We start from the raw sequence: 15,122 nt of genomic DNA on the forward strand, positions 1-15,122 counted from the left end.
CCGGAACGCGCGCCGCGCGGGGAGAATGGCCGCTCCTGCTACCATGGGCCTTCTACAAGGAGCGGTAATGGCTACAAAAGAGAAGTCTTCGACGGGGATGGCCGCATTGGTGGAAAAGGCGCTCCAGCAAAAGAAGCTGGCTGCCGCCAACAAGAAGCCGGTGGGCGCGGCGTTGGGCAACGCGGCTGGCCGCAAGCAGATGGGCCGCCCCGCGGGACGCAAGCGCTGATCCCAGGCGCTTGAACAAGACGGGCGCCGCCGGCATTGCAACCGCCGGCGCCTGCCCGGCGAAAGGGCGCGGCGCCACACCCATCAGGCTTGCCGCGCGCCGCCTCACTTCGCTAGCGATATCCCCGGGGGCGCGGCTTGCGACGCCGGCGTTGCCAGGCGGCTCACCCGCCCCGACTGCTCGACCGTAACCCCATCCGCGGCGATATCCCGCAACACGATGCCCGGCGCCACTTCGGCGCCGGCGCGCCACGCCAGCGGCGGTCCGCCGTCCACGCTCAGCACCGCCGCGCCATCGGGGCCGGCGGCAATCACGCCCAGCACGCTGATCTGCGTGCGCATCACCTCGTCCTTCCCGAACCACAACGCCACCGGCGTGTTGTCGGCCGCGCGCGGCGCGCCGGCCGAGACGGCGGGGGGCAGGGGGCCGGGGCGGGGGGCAAGCAGGATCGACGCCCACACGCCCAGGCCCGCGGCAAGCGCCAGCACGGCAAGGGCGCGCAGCGCGGCGGGCGCCGAAAGCAGGGTGAAACGCAAGGACAGGGGCATGGGCGCAAACCGTAGTGGAACAGGACGACGCGCCCGACTATAGCGGCCTTTCATGACAGGCCTGCATTTCGCTTACCCCAGAAAAAAATGCACCCCCGCTCGGGACGGAAAGCACGCGCAGCGCGCGGGGCTCGGGGCCTTTGCCCCTTTCATTCGCCGAATCGTGCGCAAAAGAATCCTGATCCGTCGATCAAGGTTTCTCTTCTTTGCTTCACGGGTCTTTCACCTTGGGCGGCCACCATGTCGGCCAGCGTAAGACCCTGTACATGACAAGAGAAGAGAAGCAATGCAAACACTGAACTGGAGAAGGTGGTGCGCCATGTTGCTCGCTGCCAGCGCATTGGCCGGCTGTGGAGGCAGCGACGATGACGACGCGGACGCCGGCCCGCCGTCGCCCCCGGTGACCGAACCCGGCCAGGCCGCCGTCGGCAAGGTGTTGTTCGTGGGCGTCGACGGCCTGACCTATGACGCGCTGCGCCGTGGCGTGGCTGACAAGTCGCTGCCGAACATCGCGCAGTTGACCGCCACCCGCGCCTGGACGGGCGGCGTGACCGGCGAAGCCACGCAGCAGCCCACGCTGATCGTGCCGGGATGGGCCACCTTGCTGACGGGCCAGTGGGCCGATACGCATGGCGTGCGGTCCAACGCGCCGGGCCAGGCGATGAAGGCGCCCAGCATGTTCCAGCGCATCAAGGCCGCGCAGCCCCAGGCCCGCAGCGCCGGCGCCTTCAGCTCGACCTTGCTGGCCAGCCTGGCCGGCAGCGACCGCGACGCGGGCTATCTGCAATCCCTGACGGACTGCGCCGGGGTGGACGATTGCGTCGCGGCGCAGGCTCGCGACCGCATCACGGAAGGCTACGACATGGTGGTGGCGCAGTTTGGCGCGCCGCAGCGCGCCGCCGCCGAAAGCGGCTTCGGCTCGACCTATGACGCCGTCATCCACCAGACCGACGCCGCCATCGGCGAGCTGGCCCGGCAGATCGCCGACCGCCGCGCCGCCCATCCCGGCGAGAACTGGCTGATCCTGGTGGCGTCCAGCCACGGCCTGGGCAAGACAGGCGCCAGCGACGGCCTGCCGTTTTCTTCCAACAAGACCATCCTGCTGGCCGCCAACCAGCCGGCGCTGCTGGGCGGCAGCGCGGACGACGCCTCGTTCGACGGCCTGTGGGACAACAACTGGTACGCGCTGCCCGGCGCCGCCGACGTGGCGCCGACGCTGCTGGCGCACCTGAAGGCGCTGCCCGGTCCGGCCGCCTACGACATGGCGGGCACGTCGTTGACGCAGGCGCTGGCCCTGCGCCGCGTCGCCACCCGCACGTCCATGGATAACAAGAGCGTGACGGTGAGCTGGGTGCGCGTCGGAGAGCCCGACGGCGAAATCGTGGTCAGCCGCGACGGCGTGGAAGTCGCGCGCCTGCCGGGCACCGCCACGGAGTATGTCGACACGGGCTTTACGTTCGACACCGAGGGCGTGCATGCGCTGAACTACAGCGTATCGGCGGGCCGGGCGCTCAGCGCCGCGCGCGCCAGCGTGGTCTATGCCAAGCCCGTGGTGCTGCTGCCCTCGCTGCGCACCGGCCTGACGATGTTCTTCCCCTTCGACGGCAACGTGACCGACGTGGCCGCGGGCGGCGGCGCGATCACGCCTTATGACGGCACGCAGGCGCCGGCCTACGCCGACCCGGGCGTGTATGGCAAGAGCTTCAGGAACGAGCGCGGCTCGGCCGCGCTGGGCGCCTTCAAGCTCGATTACCCGGCCGGCCTTCTGGACAGCGTGCAGGCGTTCACCATCGGCTTCTGGTATCAGTCCGACGGCACCGCCAACGACCGTTCGATCCTGGGCAACAAGGACTACAACTCCGGCGCCAATCCCGGCATCACCATCGCCCAGTGGGCGGGGCCCGAGCTGCGCTTCAACCTGGCGGGCGGTTCGCGGGTGGACATCGAAGGCGTGAAGTTCACGCCCAACAAGCCGGTGTACATCGCCATGACCGTGGATAAGACGGCCAAGAGCATGGTGGCCTACCGGTACGACAGCGAGCTGGGGTTCACGCGCCTGTTCAAAGGCACCGCCACGGTCAACCTGGCGCAGATCGCCGGCCTGTTCGGTCCGCATATCGGCCTGAACGAAGACGGCAAGGGCACCTACGGCATCTGCTGCGCCGGCACCAAGGGCCCGTACACGATGATTTTCGACGACCTGGCCTTCTGGTCGCGGGCCTTGACCGAGGACGAAGTGAAGTCCCTGGCGATGTCCGGCAGGTCCGTCTCCGAACTATTTCCCTGATGTCCCAAGGATAGACAAACCATGAGTAAGTCGATGATCTTGCGCGGTCTTCTGCGCGCCGGCGCGGTGCTGATGCTGACCGCCACCCTGGCCGCCTGCGGCGGCGACGACGGCGATTCCTCCGGCGACGGCGAACAGCCCGGCACGCCGACGCCCGCGCCGCCCGCGCCCGCCAAGCCCGAACTGCGCTGCGCGCCCTGAGCCGCGTTTCCTTCAGATTCCTAGGAAAAGAACCCGTGAAGTCCGAAAAAGATCCGATCCACGCCGGCAAGCGCCGCTTCCTGCGCAACGCCGCCGCCTCCACCGCCGGCCTGACCGCGCTGTCGATGTTCCCGCCGGCGATCCGCCGCGCGCTGGCGATTCCCGCCAACAACCGCACCGGCACCATCAACGACGTCGAGCACGTGGTCATCCTGATGCAGGAGAACCGCTCGTTCGACATGTACTTCGGCACGTTCAAGGGGGTGCGCGGCTACGGTGACCGCATCACCATTCCGCTGCCGCAGAACCGCTCGGTCTGGGAACAGACCAACGGCACGCGCGTCGTGATGCCGTACCACCTGGACAGCACGCAGGGCAACGCCCAGCGCGTGGCCGGCACGCCGCACGACTACGTGGACGCGCAGATGGCCTGGGACGGCGGCCGCATGTACCAATGGCCGCGCTACAAGCAGAACCAGTCCATGGGCTACTACCGCAAGAAAGAGGTGGAGTTCCAGTTCGCGCTGGCCGACGCCTTCACGCTGTGCGATGCCTACCACTGTTCCACGAACGGCGGCACCAATACCAACCGCCTGTTCCTCTGGACCGGCACCAACGACCCGCTGGCCCAGGGCAATGGCCCGTCCACCCGCAATCAATGGGACGGCCTTGGCGCGTCAACCACGGGATGGACCTGGAAGACCTATCCCGAGCGCCTGCAGGAAAACGGCGTCACCTGGAAGGTCTATCAGAACCTGCCGGAGAACTTCGGCGACAACTCGCTTGCCGGCTTCCAGCAATACCGGCGCGCCAACGAACTGGCGGGCAACGCCGCCAACGGTTCGCCATACCCGGCCTGGACGCCGAGCATGGACGCCGCCAACCCGCTGTACAAGGGCACGGCCAATACCATGCCGGACGGCGGCTTCCTGCAGGCGCTGCGCGACGACGCCGCCAATGGCACCTTGCCGCAAGTGTCGTGGATCGTGGCCCCCGCGACCTATTCGGAGCATCCCGGCCCGTCCAGCCCGGTGCAGGGCGCCTGGTACATCCAGGAAACCCTGGACGCGTTGACGGCCAACCCGGACGTCTGGAGCAAGACCGTCCTGCTGATCAATTTCGACGAGAACGACGGGTACTTCGACCATGTGCCGTCTCCCGCCGCGCCATCGCTGAACGACGATGGCTCGATGGCCGGCGCCTCCACGGTCAACACCGACCTGGAGCGCCATACGCACAACTCCGCCCAGGACATCGCCGACAACCGGGTCTACGGCCCGGGCCCGCGCGTGCCCATGTACGTGGTGTCGCCGTGGAGCCGGGGCGGCTGGGTCAACTCCCAGGCGTTCGACCACACGTCGGTGCTGCGCTTCCTGGAAGCCCGCTTCGGCGTGAAGGAAGAGAACATCAGCCCGTGGCGCCGCGCCGTGCTGGGCGACCTGACCTCGGCGTTCAACTTCGCCACGCCCAACGACGGGACGCTGCCCGACCTGAATCTGCTGACCCGCACGGAGTCGGACCTGGAACGCACCGCCCAGGAAGCGCTGACCGCCGTGCCCTTGCCGGATCCGTCCACCCAGGCCAGACCGGTGCAGGAAAAGGGGGTGCGTCCTTCGCGCGCCTTGCCCTACGAGCTGCACACCAGCGGCCGCGGCCAGTCCAGCACCGGCAACATGTGGCTGGTGTTTTCCAATACCGGCAAGCAGGCTGCCGTGTTCCACGTCTATGACCGCCTGCATCTGGACCGCCGGCCGCGCCGCTATACCGTCGAGCCCGACAAGCAGCTCGAAGGAAGCTGGGACACGGCGGCCGACGGCGGCAAGTACGACCTGTGGGTGCTGGGCCCCAACGGCTATCACCGCCATTTCACGGGCGACCTGGCGCTGGCGCGCACTGCCGAACTGGATCCCGAAATCCGCGTCTGCTACGACATCGCCAACGGCGACGTCTATGTCAGCTTCATCAATGGCGGCAAGGCGCCGTGCACCTTCGAAGTCACGCCCAACGCCTACTACAGCAACCACGAGCGCTGGTCATTCACCGTGCCGCCCGGAAGCCGGGTCGAACAGCATTGGGCGCTGGAAGGCAGCGGCCATTGGTATGACTTCACGGCGCGCCTGGCCGAGGATCCGGCCTGGCAGCGCCGCTTTGCCGGCCGCGTGGAAACCGGCAGCGCGTCGGTGACGGACCCGGCGATGGGCGGGTAAACGCCACGGTCCGCGCGTGGCCGGTTGCGGCGCGCGCGGGCGGTAGGGCGTTGCGCGGCGCGCGGGGGCGCCACACGCGGCGCCTGGCGGCGCCAGGCAACGCTAGGTGGCGCGCTCGGCAACGCTCGGTAGCGCTAGGGACGCTAGATCGCGCTATGCGGCTCGCGAGGCCGGAAGGCCGCCGCGCAGGCTTCGCAGATCGCCGCCGTGATGCCCTGGCGGGCGTGTTCCCGGCGTTCCAGCATGCCGATGGCGCGCGATAGCGGACCCAGGTCGTCCGGCAGATAGAGAATCCGCAGCTCGGGGCTGTGCTGCCAGTTGGAGCCGTTGATCAGCGGCAGCAGCGTCACGCCGACTTCCTGGCGGACCAGTTCCACCAGCGTCTCGATGGCGTTGAGTTCCAGGAATTCATTGAGCGGCACCGCCAGCCGCCGCAGCAGCCGGTCGATCTGCAGCCCGGTGCGCTGGGTGCGGTCAAAGCGGAGAAAGGGATTGCCCGCCAGCACCTGGCGCGCATTCTCGCCCGTCGCCGAGCGCGGCGCGATCACCACCATCGGTTCTTCATATAGCGGGGTCCAGCGGGTGCTGGCCATCTTGCGGCCGGCTTCGACCAGGAACGCCGCGTCCAGCTCCCCGTCTTCCACCTTGCCCGCCAGCTCGCTGGCCTTGCCGGACAGGATGCGCACGTCCAGCTTGGGGTGCGCCTTCTTCAGGCCCGAGATCACCTTGGACAGGGTGCCCATGCAGGACACGATGCTGCCCACCGACACGGATCCGGCCAGTTCGCCCGGCACCGTGCTGGGCAGCCTCATCTTGTCGTATAAATCCAGCAAGTGTTTGATTTCCGGCAGCAATTCCCGCCCGGCCGCGTTCAGGATGGCCAGGCGGCCGCTGCGGTCGAACAGTTCGCGGCCCAGCTCGGCCTCCAGCGAGCGCATCTGGAAGCTGACGGCGGCCTGGGTCAGGGCTACCTGCTCGGCGGCTTCCGAAAAGGAACCGTGGTGGGCGACGGCCAGAAACGTGCGCAGAAATCGGATCGTACTCATAAAATTTTCTTTTATGACGGAACAAAAAATCAAATTGATTTAATTAGAGCACGAGAGTAACTTCGCCCGCTTAACCTTATGAGACAAGCCACATGAAATCCTTCGACTGGGGCAACCCGTATCCTTCCGTTCGCATCCCGCTGTTTGCCCGCAACGTGGTCTCCACGTCGCATCCGCTGGCGGCTCAGGCGGGGCTGCGCATGCTGCTCAAGGGCGGCAACGCCGTGGACGCCGCCATCGCGGCCGCTGCCACGATCGTCCTGGTCGAACCCGTTTCCTGCGGCCTGGGCGGCGACTGCTTCGCCATCGTCTGGGATGGCAAGGAATTGCATGGCTTGAACTCGTCGGGCGTGGCGCCCGCCGCGTGGAACACCGAATACTTCAAGCGCAAGTACGGCACGGGCCCCGACGGCCTGGCGATCCAGCCCAAGCGCGGCTGGGACGCCGTGACGGTGCCGGGCGTGGTGGCCGGCTGGGCGTCGCTGCACGAAAAGCTGGGCAAGCTGCCGTTCGAACAACTGTTCGAACCCGCCATCGAGATCGCCGAGCGCGGCTATGCCGTGCCGCCGGTGGTGGCGCACAAATGGGCCGCCGCCGCCGAAGAACTGAAGTCGCAGCCGGGCTATGCCCAGGCTTTCCTGCCCGAGGGCCGCGCGCCCAAGGTCGGCGAACACTTCCGTTTCCCCGATGCCGCCAATACGCTGCGCCGCATCGCCGAATCCAAGGGCCGTGACTTCTACGAAGGCGAACTGGCCGAACGCATCGCCGCCTTCAGCAAGGAATGTGGCGGCGCGATGACGCTGGAAGACCTGCGCGGCTACCGCCCGGAATGGGTCAAGCCGATCTCCAAGTCCTACCGTGGCTACGAGCTGCACGAAATCCCGCCGAACGGCCAGGGCATCGCCGCGCTGATCGCGCTGGGCATCGTCGAACGCTTCGATATGTCTGATATTCCGGTGGATTCGGTGCAGTCGCAGCACATCCAGATCGAAGCCATGAAGCTGGCGTTCGCCGACCTGTACAAGTACGTGGCCGACCCGCGCGCCATGCAGGTCACCCCCGAGCAGATGCTGTCGGACGCTTACCTGGACAGCCGCGCCAAGCTGATCCGCCTGGATCAGGCCACCCATTTCGAGGCCGGCCGCCCGCATGCCGGCGGCACCATCTACCTGACCGCCGCCGATGAAAACGGCATGATGATTTCGTTCATCCAGTCCAACTACATGGGCTTCGGGTCGGGCGTGGTCGTGCCCGGCACAGGCATCAGCATGCAGAACCGCGGCGTGGGCTTCTCGATGGATCCCAAGTCGGCCAACGTGGTCGAAGGCGGCAAGCGCCCGTTCCACACCATCATCCCGGGCTTCCTGACCCAAGGCGGCAAGCCGGTCATGAGCTTTGGCGTGATGGGCGGCGACATGCAGCCGCAAGGCCACATGCAGACCGTGGTCCGCATGATCGACTACCACCAGAACCCGCAGGCCGCCTGCTGCGCGCCGCGCTGGAAGGTCAACCGCGACTTCACGCTGGACATCGAGACCAACATGAAGGCATCCACCATTGCGGGCTTGAAGGACCTCGGGCATGCTTTGAAGTCCGTTGACGATCCCTACATGGACTTCGGCGCGGGCCAGTTCATCTGGCGCATGTCCGAAAACGACAACGAACTGGGTTATGTCGCCGCCAGCGACAGCCGGCGCGACGGCCAGGCGGTAGGCTTTTAAGCATATCGGCTCAATGCAGCAACAAGGGGAACAAACACAATGAAACGCTTGACCATGACCTTCGGCGCCAGCCTCCTGGCCCTGGCCGCGGGCGCCGCCAGCGCCCAGAACCTGCGTGTCGGCCTCCAGGAAGACCCGGACGTGCTGGATCCGCACCGCGCGCGCACCTACGTGGGCCGCATCGTGTTCACGTCGCTGTGCGACAAGCTGGTGGACATCGACCCCAAGCTGCACTTCGTGCCGCAACTGGCGACCTCGTGGTCGTTCAGCGACGACAACAAGGTGCTGACCTTCAAGCTGCGCCAGGATGCGCTGTTCCATGACGGCAGCAAGTTCGATGCGGCCGCGGCCAAGGCCAACCTGGATCGCGCAAGGACCTTGCCCGACAGCCTGCGCAAGGGCGAACTGCGCTCGGTGGAGAAGGTCGACGCGCCGGACGCCAGCACGCTGGTGCTGACCCTGAAGGAACCGGACGCAACCCTGCTGGCCCAGTTGTCCGACCGTGCCGGCATGATGCTGTCGCCCAAGACCTTCTCGGACGACGTCGCCGCGGTCGGCCGCAAGCCGGTGTGCTCGGGCCCGTACAAATTCGTCGAACGCATCCAGAACGACCGCATCGTGCTGGATAAATTCGACCAGTACTACGACGCCAAGGACTACGCCTTCAAACGCCTGACGTTCCTGCCCATCCCCGACACCACGGTGCGCCTGTCCAATCTGCGCGCCGGCGACCTGGACATGCTCGAGCGCCTGAATCCTTCCGACGCGCCGCAAGTCAAGAACGACGCCAGCCTGACGTTCGCGCCAGTGGCGGGCCTGGGCTTTCAGCAGTTCATGTTCAACGTGGGCAACGGCAAGCGCGCCGAAGACAACCCGTTCAAGAACAAGCTGGTGCGCCAGGCGTTCCAGCTTTCGCTGGACCGCAACGCGATCAACGACGTGGCCGGCGGCGGCATTTTCGAACCGGCCCAGCAGCCGTTCCCGCCCGCCAGCCCCTATCACAGCGACAAGTTCCCGCCGACCCAGCGCGATGTGGCCAAGTCCAAGGCGCTGCTGAAGCAGGCGGGCCTTGAGCGCGTGAAGGCCGAGCTGGTGTTCGGCAACAACACCACCACCTCGTCCATCGCCGAGATCGTCCAGGCCATGGCGGCGGAGGCGGGCTTCGACCTGTCGCTGCGTCCCACCGAATATGCGGCGCTGCAAAAGGAAGCCTCGGGCGGCAACTTCCAGATCGTCATGCTGGGATGGTCGGGCCGGGTCGATCCCGACGGCAACATCCATGCCTTCGTGACCTGCAAGGGCGCGCTGAACGACGGCCACTACTGCAACCCGGAAGTGGACAAGCTGCTGAACCAGGCCCGGACCGTGCCGGACGAAGCCAAGCGCCGCGCCATCTACGACCAGGCGCAGACCATCCTCCAGGACGAGCTGCCCGGGGTGTATAACTACTACCAGCCGTGGCCGTTCGTGATGGCCAAGAAGGTCAAGGGCTTCACGCCTTACCCCGACGGCATGATCCGCCTGAAGGGCGTGACCTTCGCCCAGAAGTAATCATGGCGCGGCGGCTCGCCGCCGCGCTGGCCGGACGCGCATTGCGCGTCCGGTTGTTCTTTGCGGCGGGCGCGCGTCGCGCCGAATCCGGCCGGCGCCGTCCGCCGTTCCTGTTTTACGGTTTCCCACATGCTTAAACTCATCTTGCGCCGCGTGATCGTTGCGATACCGACACTGATACTGGTGTCGATGATCGTCTTCATGCTGCAGAAAATCCTGCCCGGCGATCCGGTGCTGACCCTGGCCGGAGAAGAACGCGATCCGGCCGTGCTGGACTATCTGCGCGACAAATACCGCTTGAACGACCCGCTGCCCATGCAATACGCGGCCTGGGCCGGACAGGTCCTGCAAGGCGACCTGGGCAAGTCCCTGCGCACCGACGTGCCCGTCACGACGCTGATCGCGCAGAAGCTGCCGGTGACCCTGCAACTGGCGGCCATGGCCATGTTCTTCGCGCTGCTGGTGGGCATACCCATGGGCATCATCGCCGCCGTGCGCAAGGGCAAGCCCATTGAAATGGGCGCCAACATCGCCGCGCTGTCCGGCATGTCGATCCCGAATTTCTGGCTGGGCATCATCCTGATCATGGTCGTGTCGGTGCAGTGGAAGTTGCTGCCGGCCTCGGGATATGTGTCGCCGTCCGAGGATTTCTGGCTGTCGATCAAGACCATGCTGATGCCTTCGCTGGTGCTGTCCACCGCCATCGCCGCCTACCTGATGCGGCATACGCGGTCGTCGATGCTGGAAGCGCTGTCCGCGGATTATGTGCGCACGGCCCGTGCCAAGGGCGTGTCGCCACGCCGCGTGGTGCTGCGCCATGCCTTGCGCAATGCGCTGATGCCGATTGTCACCCTGGTGACGCTGCTGTTCGGCGAACTGCTGGCGGGCGCCGTGCTGACCGAACAGGTCTTCACGATCCCGGGCTTCGGCAAGCTGGTGGTCGACGCCGTCTTCACGCGCGACTACGCGGTGGTGCAGGGCGTGGTGCTCTGCGTGGCGGTGGGCTTCATCCTGATGAACCTGCTGGCCGACATCCTGTACATCCTGGTCAATCCCCGCCTGAGGCACTCATGAGCGCAATTCCTGCAACGGCCGCGGCCGTCACGCCGCCCCGCAGCCGCAATCGCGCCTGGGGCAAATTCAAGCGCAACCACATCGCGATGCTCGGCCTGGGCATCGTGCTGTTCTTCGTTCTGCTGGCCCTCCTGGCCCCGCTGATCGCCAACCACGATCCGTTGCAGACCAGCTTCACCACCATCCGCAAGGCGCCGTCCGCGTCTTACTGGCTGGGCACGGATGAGCTGGGGCGCGACATCTACAGCCGCATGATCTACGGCGCCCGCGCTTCGTTGATGGCCGGCCTGGTGTCGGTGCTGATCGCGCTGATCGTGGGCGTGCCGTTCGGCCTGGCCGCCGGTTATTTCGGCGGCTGGACGGACAGCATCATCTCGCGCGCCACCGAGGCGCTGTTGGCGATTCCGTTCCTGATCCTGGCCATTGCGCTGGCCGCCTTCCTTGGGCCCAGCCTGACCAATGCGATGATCGCCATCGGCGTGTCGGCCGCGCCCAAGTTCATCCGGCTGACGCGCGGGCAGGTGCTGGCGGTCAAGAACGAAGACTACGTCCAGAGCGCGCGCGCGCTGGGGGCGTCAGACCTGCGCATCATCGGGCGGCACGTGTTTCCCAACGTGATGCCGCCGCTGATCGTGCAGGCGACCATCACGATCGCCACCGCCATCATCGCCGAGGCCAGCCTGTCGTTCCTTGGCCTGGGACTGCAGCCGCCCACGCCGTCGTGGGGCTCGATGCTGAACACGGCCAAGAATTTCATGACCCAGGCGCCGTGGATGTCGATCTTCCCCGGGTCCGCCATTTTCCTGGTGGTGCTGGGCTTCAATCTGCTGGGCGACGGGCTGCGCGACGCGCTCGATCCGCGTCAGGAAAAGTAAACACTATGGCAACAATGGATCCCAAACGCGTCGTGCAGGTCAATGACCTGACCGTGCGCTTCAAGACGCCCGAGCGCACGGTGGAAGCGGTGCGCAATGTCTCGTTCCATGTGGACCGCGGCGAAACGCTGGCCATCGTGGGCGAATCCGGTTCGGGCAAGTCCGTGACCTCGCTGGCGCTGATGCGGCTGGTCGAGTACGGCGGCGGCCGGATCGTCAACGGCGGCATGCTGCTGCGGCGGCGCAGCGGCGATGTGCTGGACCTGGCCAACGCGCAGGACGCCACGCTGCAGCGTGTGCGCGGCGCGGATGTGGCCATGATCTTCCAGGAGCCGATGACCTCGCTGAACCCCAGCTTCACGGCCGGCAACCAGATCGCCGAAGCCCTGCAGCTACACCAGGGGCTGGACGCGGCCGGCGCGCGGGCGGAAACGCTGCGCATGCTGGAGCGCGTCCGCATCCCGGAAGCGCGGGCCATCCTGGACCGCTATCCGCACCAGTTGTCGGGCGGGATGCGCCAGCGCGTGATGATCGCGATGGCCTTGTCGTGCAAACCGCAACTATTGATTGCCGACGAGCCGACGACGGCGCTGGATGTCACCATCCAGGCCCAGATCCTGCAGCTTATCCGCCAGCTCCAGGAAGAAATGGACATGGGCGTGATCTTCATCACGCACGATATGGGTGTGGTGGCCGAGGTGGCTGACCGCGTGCTGGTGATGTACCGCGGCGACAAGGTGGAAGAGGGCGGTTCGGACGAGATCTTCGCGCGGCCGCAGCACGCCTATACCCGCGCTTTGCTGTCGGCGGTGCCGCGCCTGGGCGCGATGCACGGCACGGATGAGCCGGCGCCGTTTCCGCTGCTGAAGGTAGAGGAAGCCGCGCGCGTGGCCGATCCGGCCGGGCTGGTGGACAGTCCCGTGGCGGCCGCGTCGACGGTGCGCCGTGAAAACGGTCCGGTGCTGAAGGTGCGGGACCTGACGACCAGTTTTGACATCACCGGCGGCATTCTGGGCCGGGTGCAGAAGCGCGTGCATGCGGTCGAGAAGGTAAGTTTTGATCTGTATCCCGGCGAGACGCTGTCGCTGGTGGGCGAGTCCGGCTGCGGCAAGACGACGACGGGGCGCTCTTTGCTGCAATTGGTGAAGAGCAAGAGTGGCTCGATCGAGTTCGACGGCAAGAACATCGGGGCGTTGCGCGGCAGCGCGATGCAGACGCTGCGCCAGCATATCCAGTTCATTTTCCAGGATCCGTTCGCGTCGCTGGATCCGCGGATGACGGTGGGTTATTCCATCATGGAGCCGCTGCTGATCCATAACGTGGCGCGCGGCCGCGCGGCGCAGGACCGCGTGCGCTGGCTGATGGACAAGTGCGGGCTGGTGCCCGAGATGATCGACCGCTATCCGCATGAGTTTTCGGGCGGACAGCGCCAGCGTATCTGCATTGCGCGGGCGCTGGCCTTGAACCCGAAGGTGGTGATCGCGGACGAGTCGGTGTCGGCGCTGGATGTGTCGATTCAGGCGCAGATCGTGAATCTGCTGCTGGACCTGCAGCGGGAGCTGGGGGTGTCTTTCCTTTTCATCTCGCACGATATGGCGGTGGTGGAGCGGGTGAGCCATCGGGTGGCGGTGATGTACCTGGGGCAGATCGTGGAGATCGGGCCGCGCCGGGCGATCTTCGAGAATCCGCAGCATCCGTATACCAAGAAGCTGATGGCGGCGGTGCCGATCGCGGATCCGCAACGGCGGCATCGGGAGCGGTCGTTGCTGGTGGATGAGATTCCGAGTCCGATGCGCAAGCTGGGGGATGATCCGTTGGTCGAGCCTTTGGTGGCGGTGGGCGATGGGCATTTTGTGGCGCGGCATGCCATTGGGGTTTATTGAGGCGGCTGGCTGGTGGTTGTTGCTGGTGGCGGTGTGCTGCTGTTTTTAGGTTTTGCCGGTGCTGGTGCTGGTGCTGGTGCCGGGCGGGGTTCTGGGGCCGCGTCTGGCGCCGGGGCGGGGGCGAGCGAGGGTCAACGATTGTGTAGTGGTCTAATTTTGGTAGACACCCAGTTAGGTTGAACCTAGGAGGTGGGTCATGACCAAGATTAGAAGACGCGTGTTTACAGCCGAGTTCAAGCTGGAAGCTGTTCGGATNTGTAGTGGTCTAATTTTGGTAGACACCCAGTTAGGTTGAACCTAGGAGGTGGGTCATGACCAAGATTAGAAGACGCGTGTTTACAGCCGAGTTCAAGCTGGAAGCTGTTCGGATGGTCAAGGACAAGGGTTTCAGCGTGCCCGAAGTCTGCGCCTCTGTGGGGATTGGCGAGACAGCGTTACGGCGCTGGCTGGTTCAATACGAGGCGGACCTACTGGGCAAGCGGGGACCAGGCAAGCCAATCACCCCTGAGCAACAGCGCATCCGAGAGCTAGAGATCGAGCTGCGGCAAGCGAAGTTGGACAACGAGCTCTTAAAAAAAGCCTCGGCCTTCTTTGCCCGCGAGCTCAAGTGAGCTTTGCCCTGGTGGCGCATTTGCAACGGAAGGCCTATCACGTCAGCCACATCTGCCGGGTGCTCGGCGTAAGCCGCTCTGGCTACTACGCCCGATGCACCAGGCGGGTGCGACCGAAGGCGTTGCGTGAACAGATTCATGTCGCAGCGGCCTTTAGCGCTAGCGGATCCACTTATGGCAGCCGTCGTATCTCCCATGCGCTACGAGCCCAAGGAATCATAGTTGGACGGCATCGGGTGCGCACTCTGATGCGCCAAGCGCAACTGCGTCCAGTATGGAAGCGCCGGTTCGTCGTGACCACTGTGGCCGGCCTAGGTAAGCCGGTGTTCAAGAATGTCCTGGACCGACAGTTTGACGTGGACCAACCCAATCTCGTCTGGGTATCCGATGTGACCTATATCCAGACAACCCAGGGCTGGCTTTACTTGGCCGCCGTYTTGGACCTTTACTCACGCCGCGTGGTCGGCTGGGCAACGGCACCCACCACGCATACGCCCCTGGTTAGGCAGGCCCTGGAGATGGCGATCCGCCAGCGTCACCCCGCCCGAGGGCTGTTACTCCACTCGGATCGGGGCTTCCAATACGCCAGCGCGGAGTATCAAGCCGTGCTGGCGCAGCACGGCATCCGATGCAGCATGAGCCGCAAAGGTGACTGCTGGGATAACGCCGTCATGGAACGCTTCTTCTTGAGCCTGAAAGTCGAATGCCTTTGGAAGAACCGTTATGCCACTCGAACTGAAGCACAGCGCGACATCCAGGACTACATCGAGAACTTCTACAACCCCCAGCGGCTGCACTCCAAGCTGGGCTATCGGGCACCGGCTGCGTATGAACGCAGCCAAGCGCCAAAACTACCTATGCAGGTGTCCACTAAAACTTGACCACCACA

Annotated in this window: 13 protein-coding genes; 10 read left to right on the forward strand and 3 right to left on the reverse strand. The window is 65.7% G+C overall.

Annotation, left to right across the window (positions count from 1 at the left end):
* The first annotated feature begins 67 nt into the window (after positions 1-67).
* On the forward strand, positions 68-229 hold the full coding sequence (locus ASE30_RS29055) for a hypothetical protein (protein ID WP_156407739.1): 162 nt from the start codon (positions 68-70) through the stop codon (positions 227-229).
* Between the two features lie 104 nt (positions 230-333).
* Here the strand turns inward: ASE30_RS29055 and ASE30_RS23085 are convergent, their stop codons facing one another.
* The gene (locus ASE30_RS23085) at positions 334-777 is read right to left on the reverse strand and encodes a hypothetical protein (protein ID WP_057286599.1); all 444 of its coding nucleotides are present in this window, start codon (positions 775-777) and stop codon (positions 334-336) included.
* 319 nt (positions 778-1,096) lie between these two features.
* On the opposite strand from ASE30_RS23085, the gene ASE30_RS28660 reads away from it, so the two are divergent.
* Genes ASE30_RS28660 through ASE30_RS23100 form a run of 3 tightly spaced genes read left to right on the forward strand, consistent with a single transcriptional unit; the run spans position 1,097 to position 5,472 of the window.
* Positions 1,097-3,064 (forward strand): alkaline phosphatase family protein, encoded by a 1,968-nt coding sequence (locus ASE30_RS28660; protein ID WP_082601693.1) that lies wholly within the window; start codon positions 1,097-1,099, stop codon positions 3,062-3,064.
* Between the two features lie 21 nt (positions 3,065-3,085).
* Positions 3,086-3,265 carry a hypothetical protein gene (locus ASE30_RS23095; protein ID WP_057286600.1) on the forward strand — a complete coding sequence of 60 codons (180 nt, stop codon included), beginning with the start codon at positions 3,086-3,088 and terminating at the stop codon, positions 3,263-3,265.
* Between the two features lie 35 nt (positions 3,266-3,300).
* The gene (locus ASE30_RS23100; RefSeq protein ID WP_057286601.1) at positions 3,301-5,472 is read left to right on the forward strand and encodes a phosphocholine-specific phospholipase C; all 2,172 of its coding nucleotides are present in this window, start codon (positions 3,301-3,303) and stop codon (positions 5,470-5,472) included.
* A 143-nt stretch (positions 5,473-5,615) separates the two neighbouring features.
* Here ASE30_RS23100 and ASE30_RS23105 read toward each other — a convergent pair whose 3' ends face one another.
* The gene (locus tag ASE30_RS23105; protein ID WP_057286602.1) at positions 5,616-6,518 is read right to left on the reverse strand and encodes a LysR family transcriptional regulator; all 903 of its coding nucleotides are present in this window, start codon (positions 6,516-6,518) and stop codon (positions 5,616-5,618) included.
* Positions 6,519-6,610: 92 nt separating this feature from the next.
* Here ASE30_RS23105 and ggt point away from each other — a divergent pair, with 92 nt between their 5' ends.
* Positions 6,611-8,239, forward strand: a complete 1,629-nt coding sequence (ggt, locus tag ASE30_RS23110) for a gamma-glutamyltransferase (protein WP_057286603.1) — start codon at positions 6,611-6,613, stop codon at positions 8,237-8,239.
* 39 nt (positions 8,240-8,278) lie between these two features.
* Entirely contained in the window at positions 8,279-9,790 is a 1,512-nt protein-coding gene (locus ASE30_RS23115) for an ABC transporter substrate-binding protein (RefSeq protein ID WP_057286604.1), read from the forward strand.
* Here ASE30_RS23115 and ASE30_RS29200 read toward each other — a convergent pair.
* Positions 9,739-9,993 carry a hypothetical protein gene (locus ASE30_RS29200; protein ID WP_162259937.1) on the reverse strand — a complete coding sequence of 85 codons (255 nt, stop codon included), beginning with the start codon at positions 9,991-9,993 and terminating at the stop codon, positions 9,739-9,741. The genes ASE30_RS23115 and ASE30_RS29200 overlap by 52 nt on opposite strands.
* Between ASE30_RS29200 and ASE30_RS23120 the strand changes: the two genes are divergently transcribed.
* From ASE30_RS23120 to ASE30_RS23140, 4 genes are all read left to right on the forward strand, one after another.
* The gene (locus tag ASE30_RS23120) at positions 9,920-10,864 is read left to right on the forward strand and encodes an ABC transporter permease (protein WP_057286605.1); all 945 of its coding nucleotides are present in this window, start codon (positions 9,920-9,922) and stop codon (positions 10,862-10,864) included. The genes ASE30_RS29200 and ASE30_RS23120 overlap by 74 nt on opposite strands.
* A complete protein-coding gene (locus ASE30_RS23125) occupies positions 10,861-11,739 on the forward strand; it encodes an ABC transporter permease (RefSeq protein ID WP_057286606.1) in 879 nt (292 codons plus the stop codon). The genes ASE30_RS23120 and ASE30_RS23125 overlap by 4 nt, the downstream gene beginning before the upstream one ends.
* A gap of 14 nt (positions 11,740-11,753) precedes the next feature.
* Positions 11,754-13,622 (forward strand): dipeptide ABC transporter ATP-binding protein, encoded by a 1,869-nt coding sequence (locus ASE30_RS23130; protein WP_156407744.1) that lies wholly within the window; start codon positions 11,754-11,756, stop codon positions 13,620-13,622.
* Positions 13,623-13,933: 311 nt separating this feature from the next.
* Positions 13,934-15,114 (forward strand): IS3 family transposase gene (locus ASE30_RS23140; RefSeq protein ID WP_156407740.1). Its coding sequence is split into 2 segments (ribosomal slippage): positions 13,934-14,189 and positions 14,189-15,114, totalling 1,182 coding nucleotides; the frame shifts between segments, so codons are not numbered across the junction.
* Positions 15,115-15,122: the final 8 nt, after the last annotated feature.

It is taken from the genome of Achromobacter sp. Root83 (assembly GCF_001428845.1).
In the GTDB taxonomy this organism is placed as follows: Bacteria; Pseudomonadota; Gammaproteobacteria; order Burkholderiales; family Burkholderiaceae_B; genus Achromobacter.

Coding starts and splice junctions, on each gene's coding strand:
- ASE30_RS29055 (WP_156407739.1), top strand. CDS start 68: ATGGCTACAAAAGAGAAGTCTTCGACGGGGATGGCCGCATTGGTGGAA.
- ASE30_RS23085 (WP_057286599.1), bottom strand. CDS start 777: ATGCCCCTGTCCTTGCGTTTCACCCTGCTTTCGGCGCCCGCCGCGCTG.
- ASE30_RS28660 (WP_082601693.1), top strand. CDS start 1,097: ATGTTGCTCGCTGCCAGCGCATTGGCCGGCTGTGGAGGCAGCGACGAT.
- ASE30_RS23095 (WP_057286600.1), top strand. CDS start 3,086: ATGAGTAAGTCGATGATCTTGCGCGGTCTTCTGCGCGCCGGCGCGGTG.
- ASE30_RS23105 (WP_057286602.1), bottom strand. CDS start 6,518: ATGAGTACGATCCGATTTCTGCGCACGTTTCTGGCCGTCGCCCACCAC.
- ggt (WP_057286603.1), top strand. CDS start 6,611: ATGAAATCCTTCGACTGGGGCAACCCGTATCCTTCCGTTCGCATCCCG.
- ASE30_RS23115 (WP_057286604.1), top strand. CDS start 8,279: ATGAAACGCTTGACCATGACCTTCGGCGCCAGCCTCCTGGCCCTGGCC.
- ASE30_RS23120 (WP_057286605.1), top strand. CDS start 9,920: ATGCTTAAACTCATCTTGCGCCGCGTGATCGTTGCGATACCGACACTG.
- ASE30_RS29200 (WP_162259937.1), bottom strand. CDS start 9,993: ATGAAGACGATCATCGACACCAGTATCAGTGTCGGTATCGCAACGATC.
- ASE30_RS23125 (WP_057286606.1), top strand. CDS start 10,861: ATGAGCGCAATTCCTGCAACGGCCGCGGCCGTCACGCCGCCCCGCAGC.
- ASE30_RS23130 (WP_156407744.1), top strand. CDS start 11,754: ATGGATCCCAAACGCGTCGTGCAGGTCAATGACCTGACCGTGCGCTTC.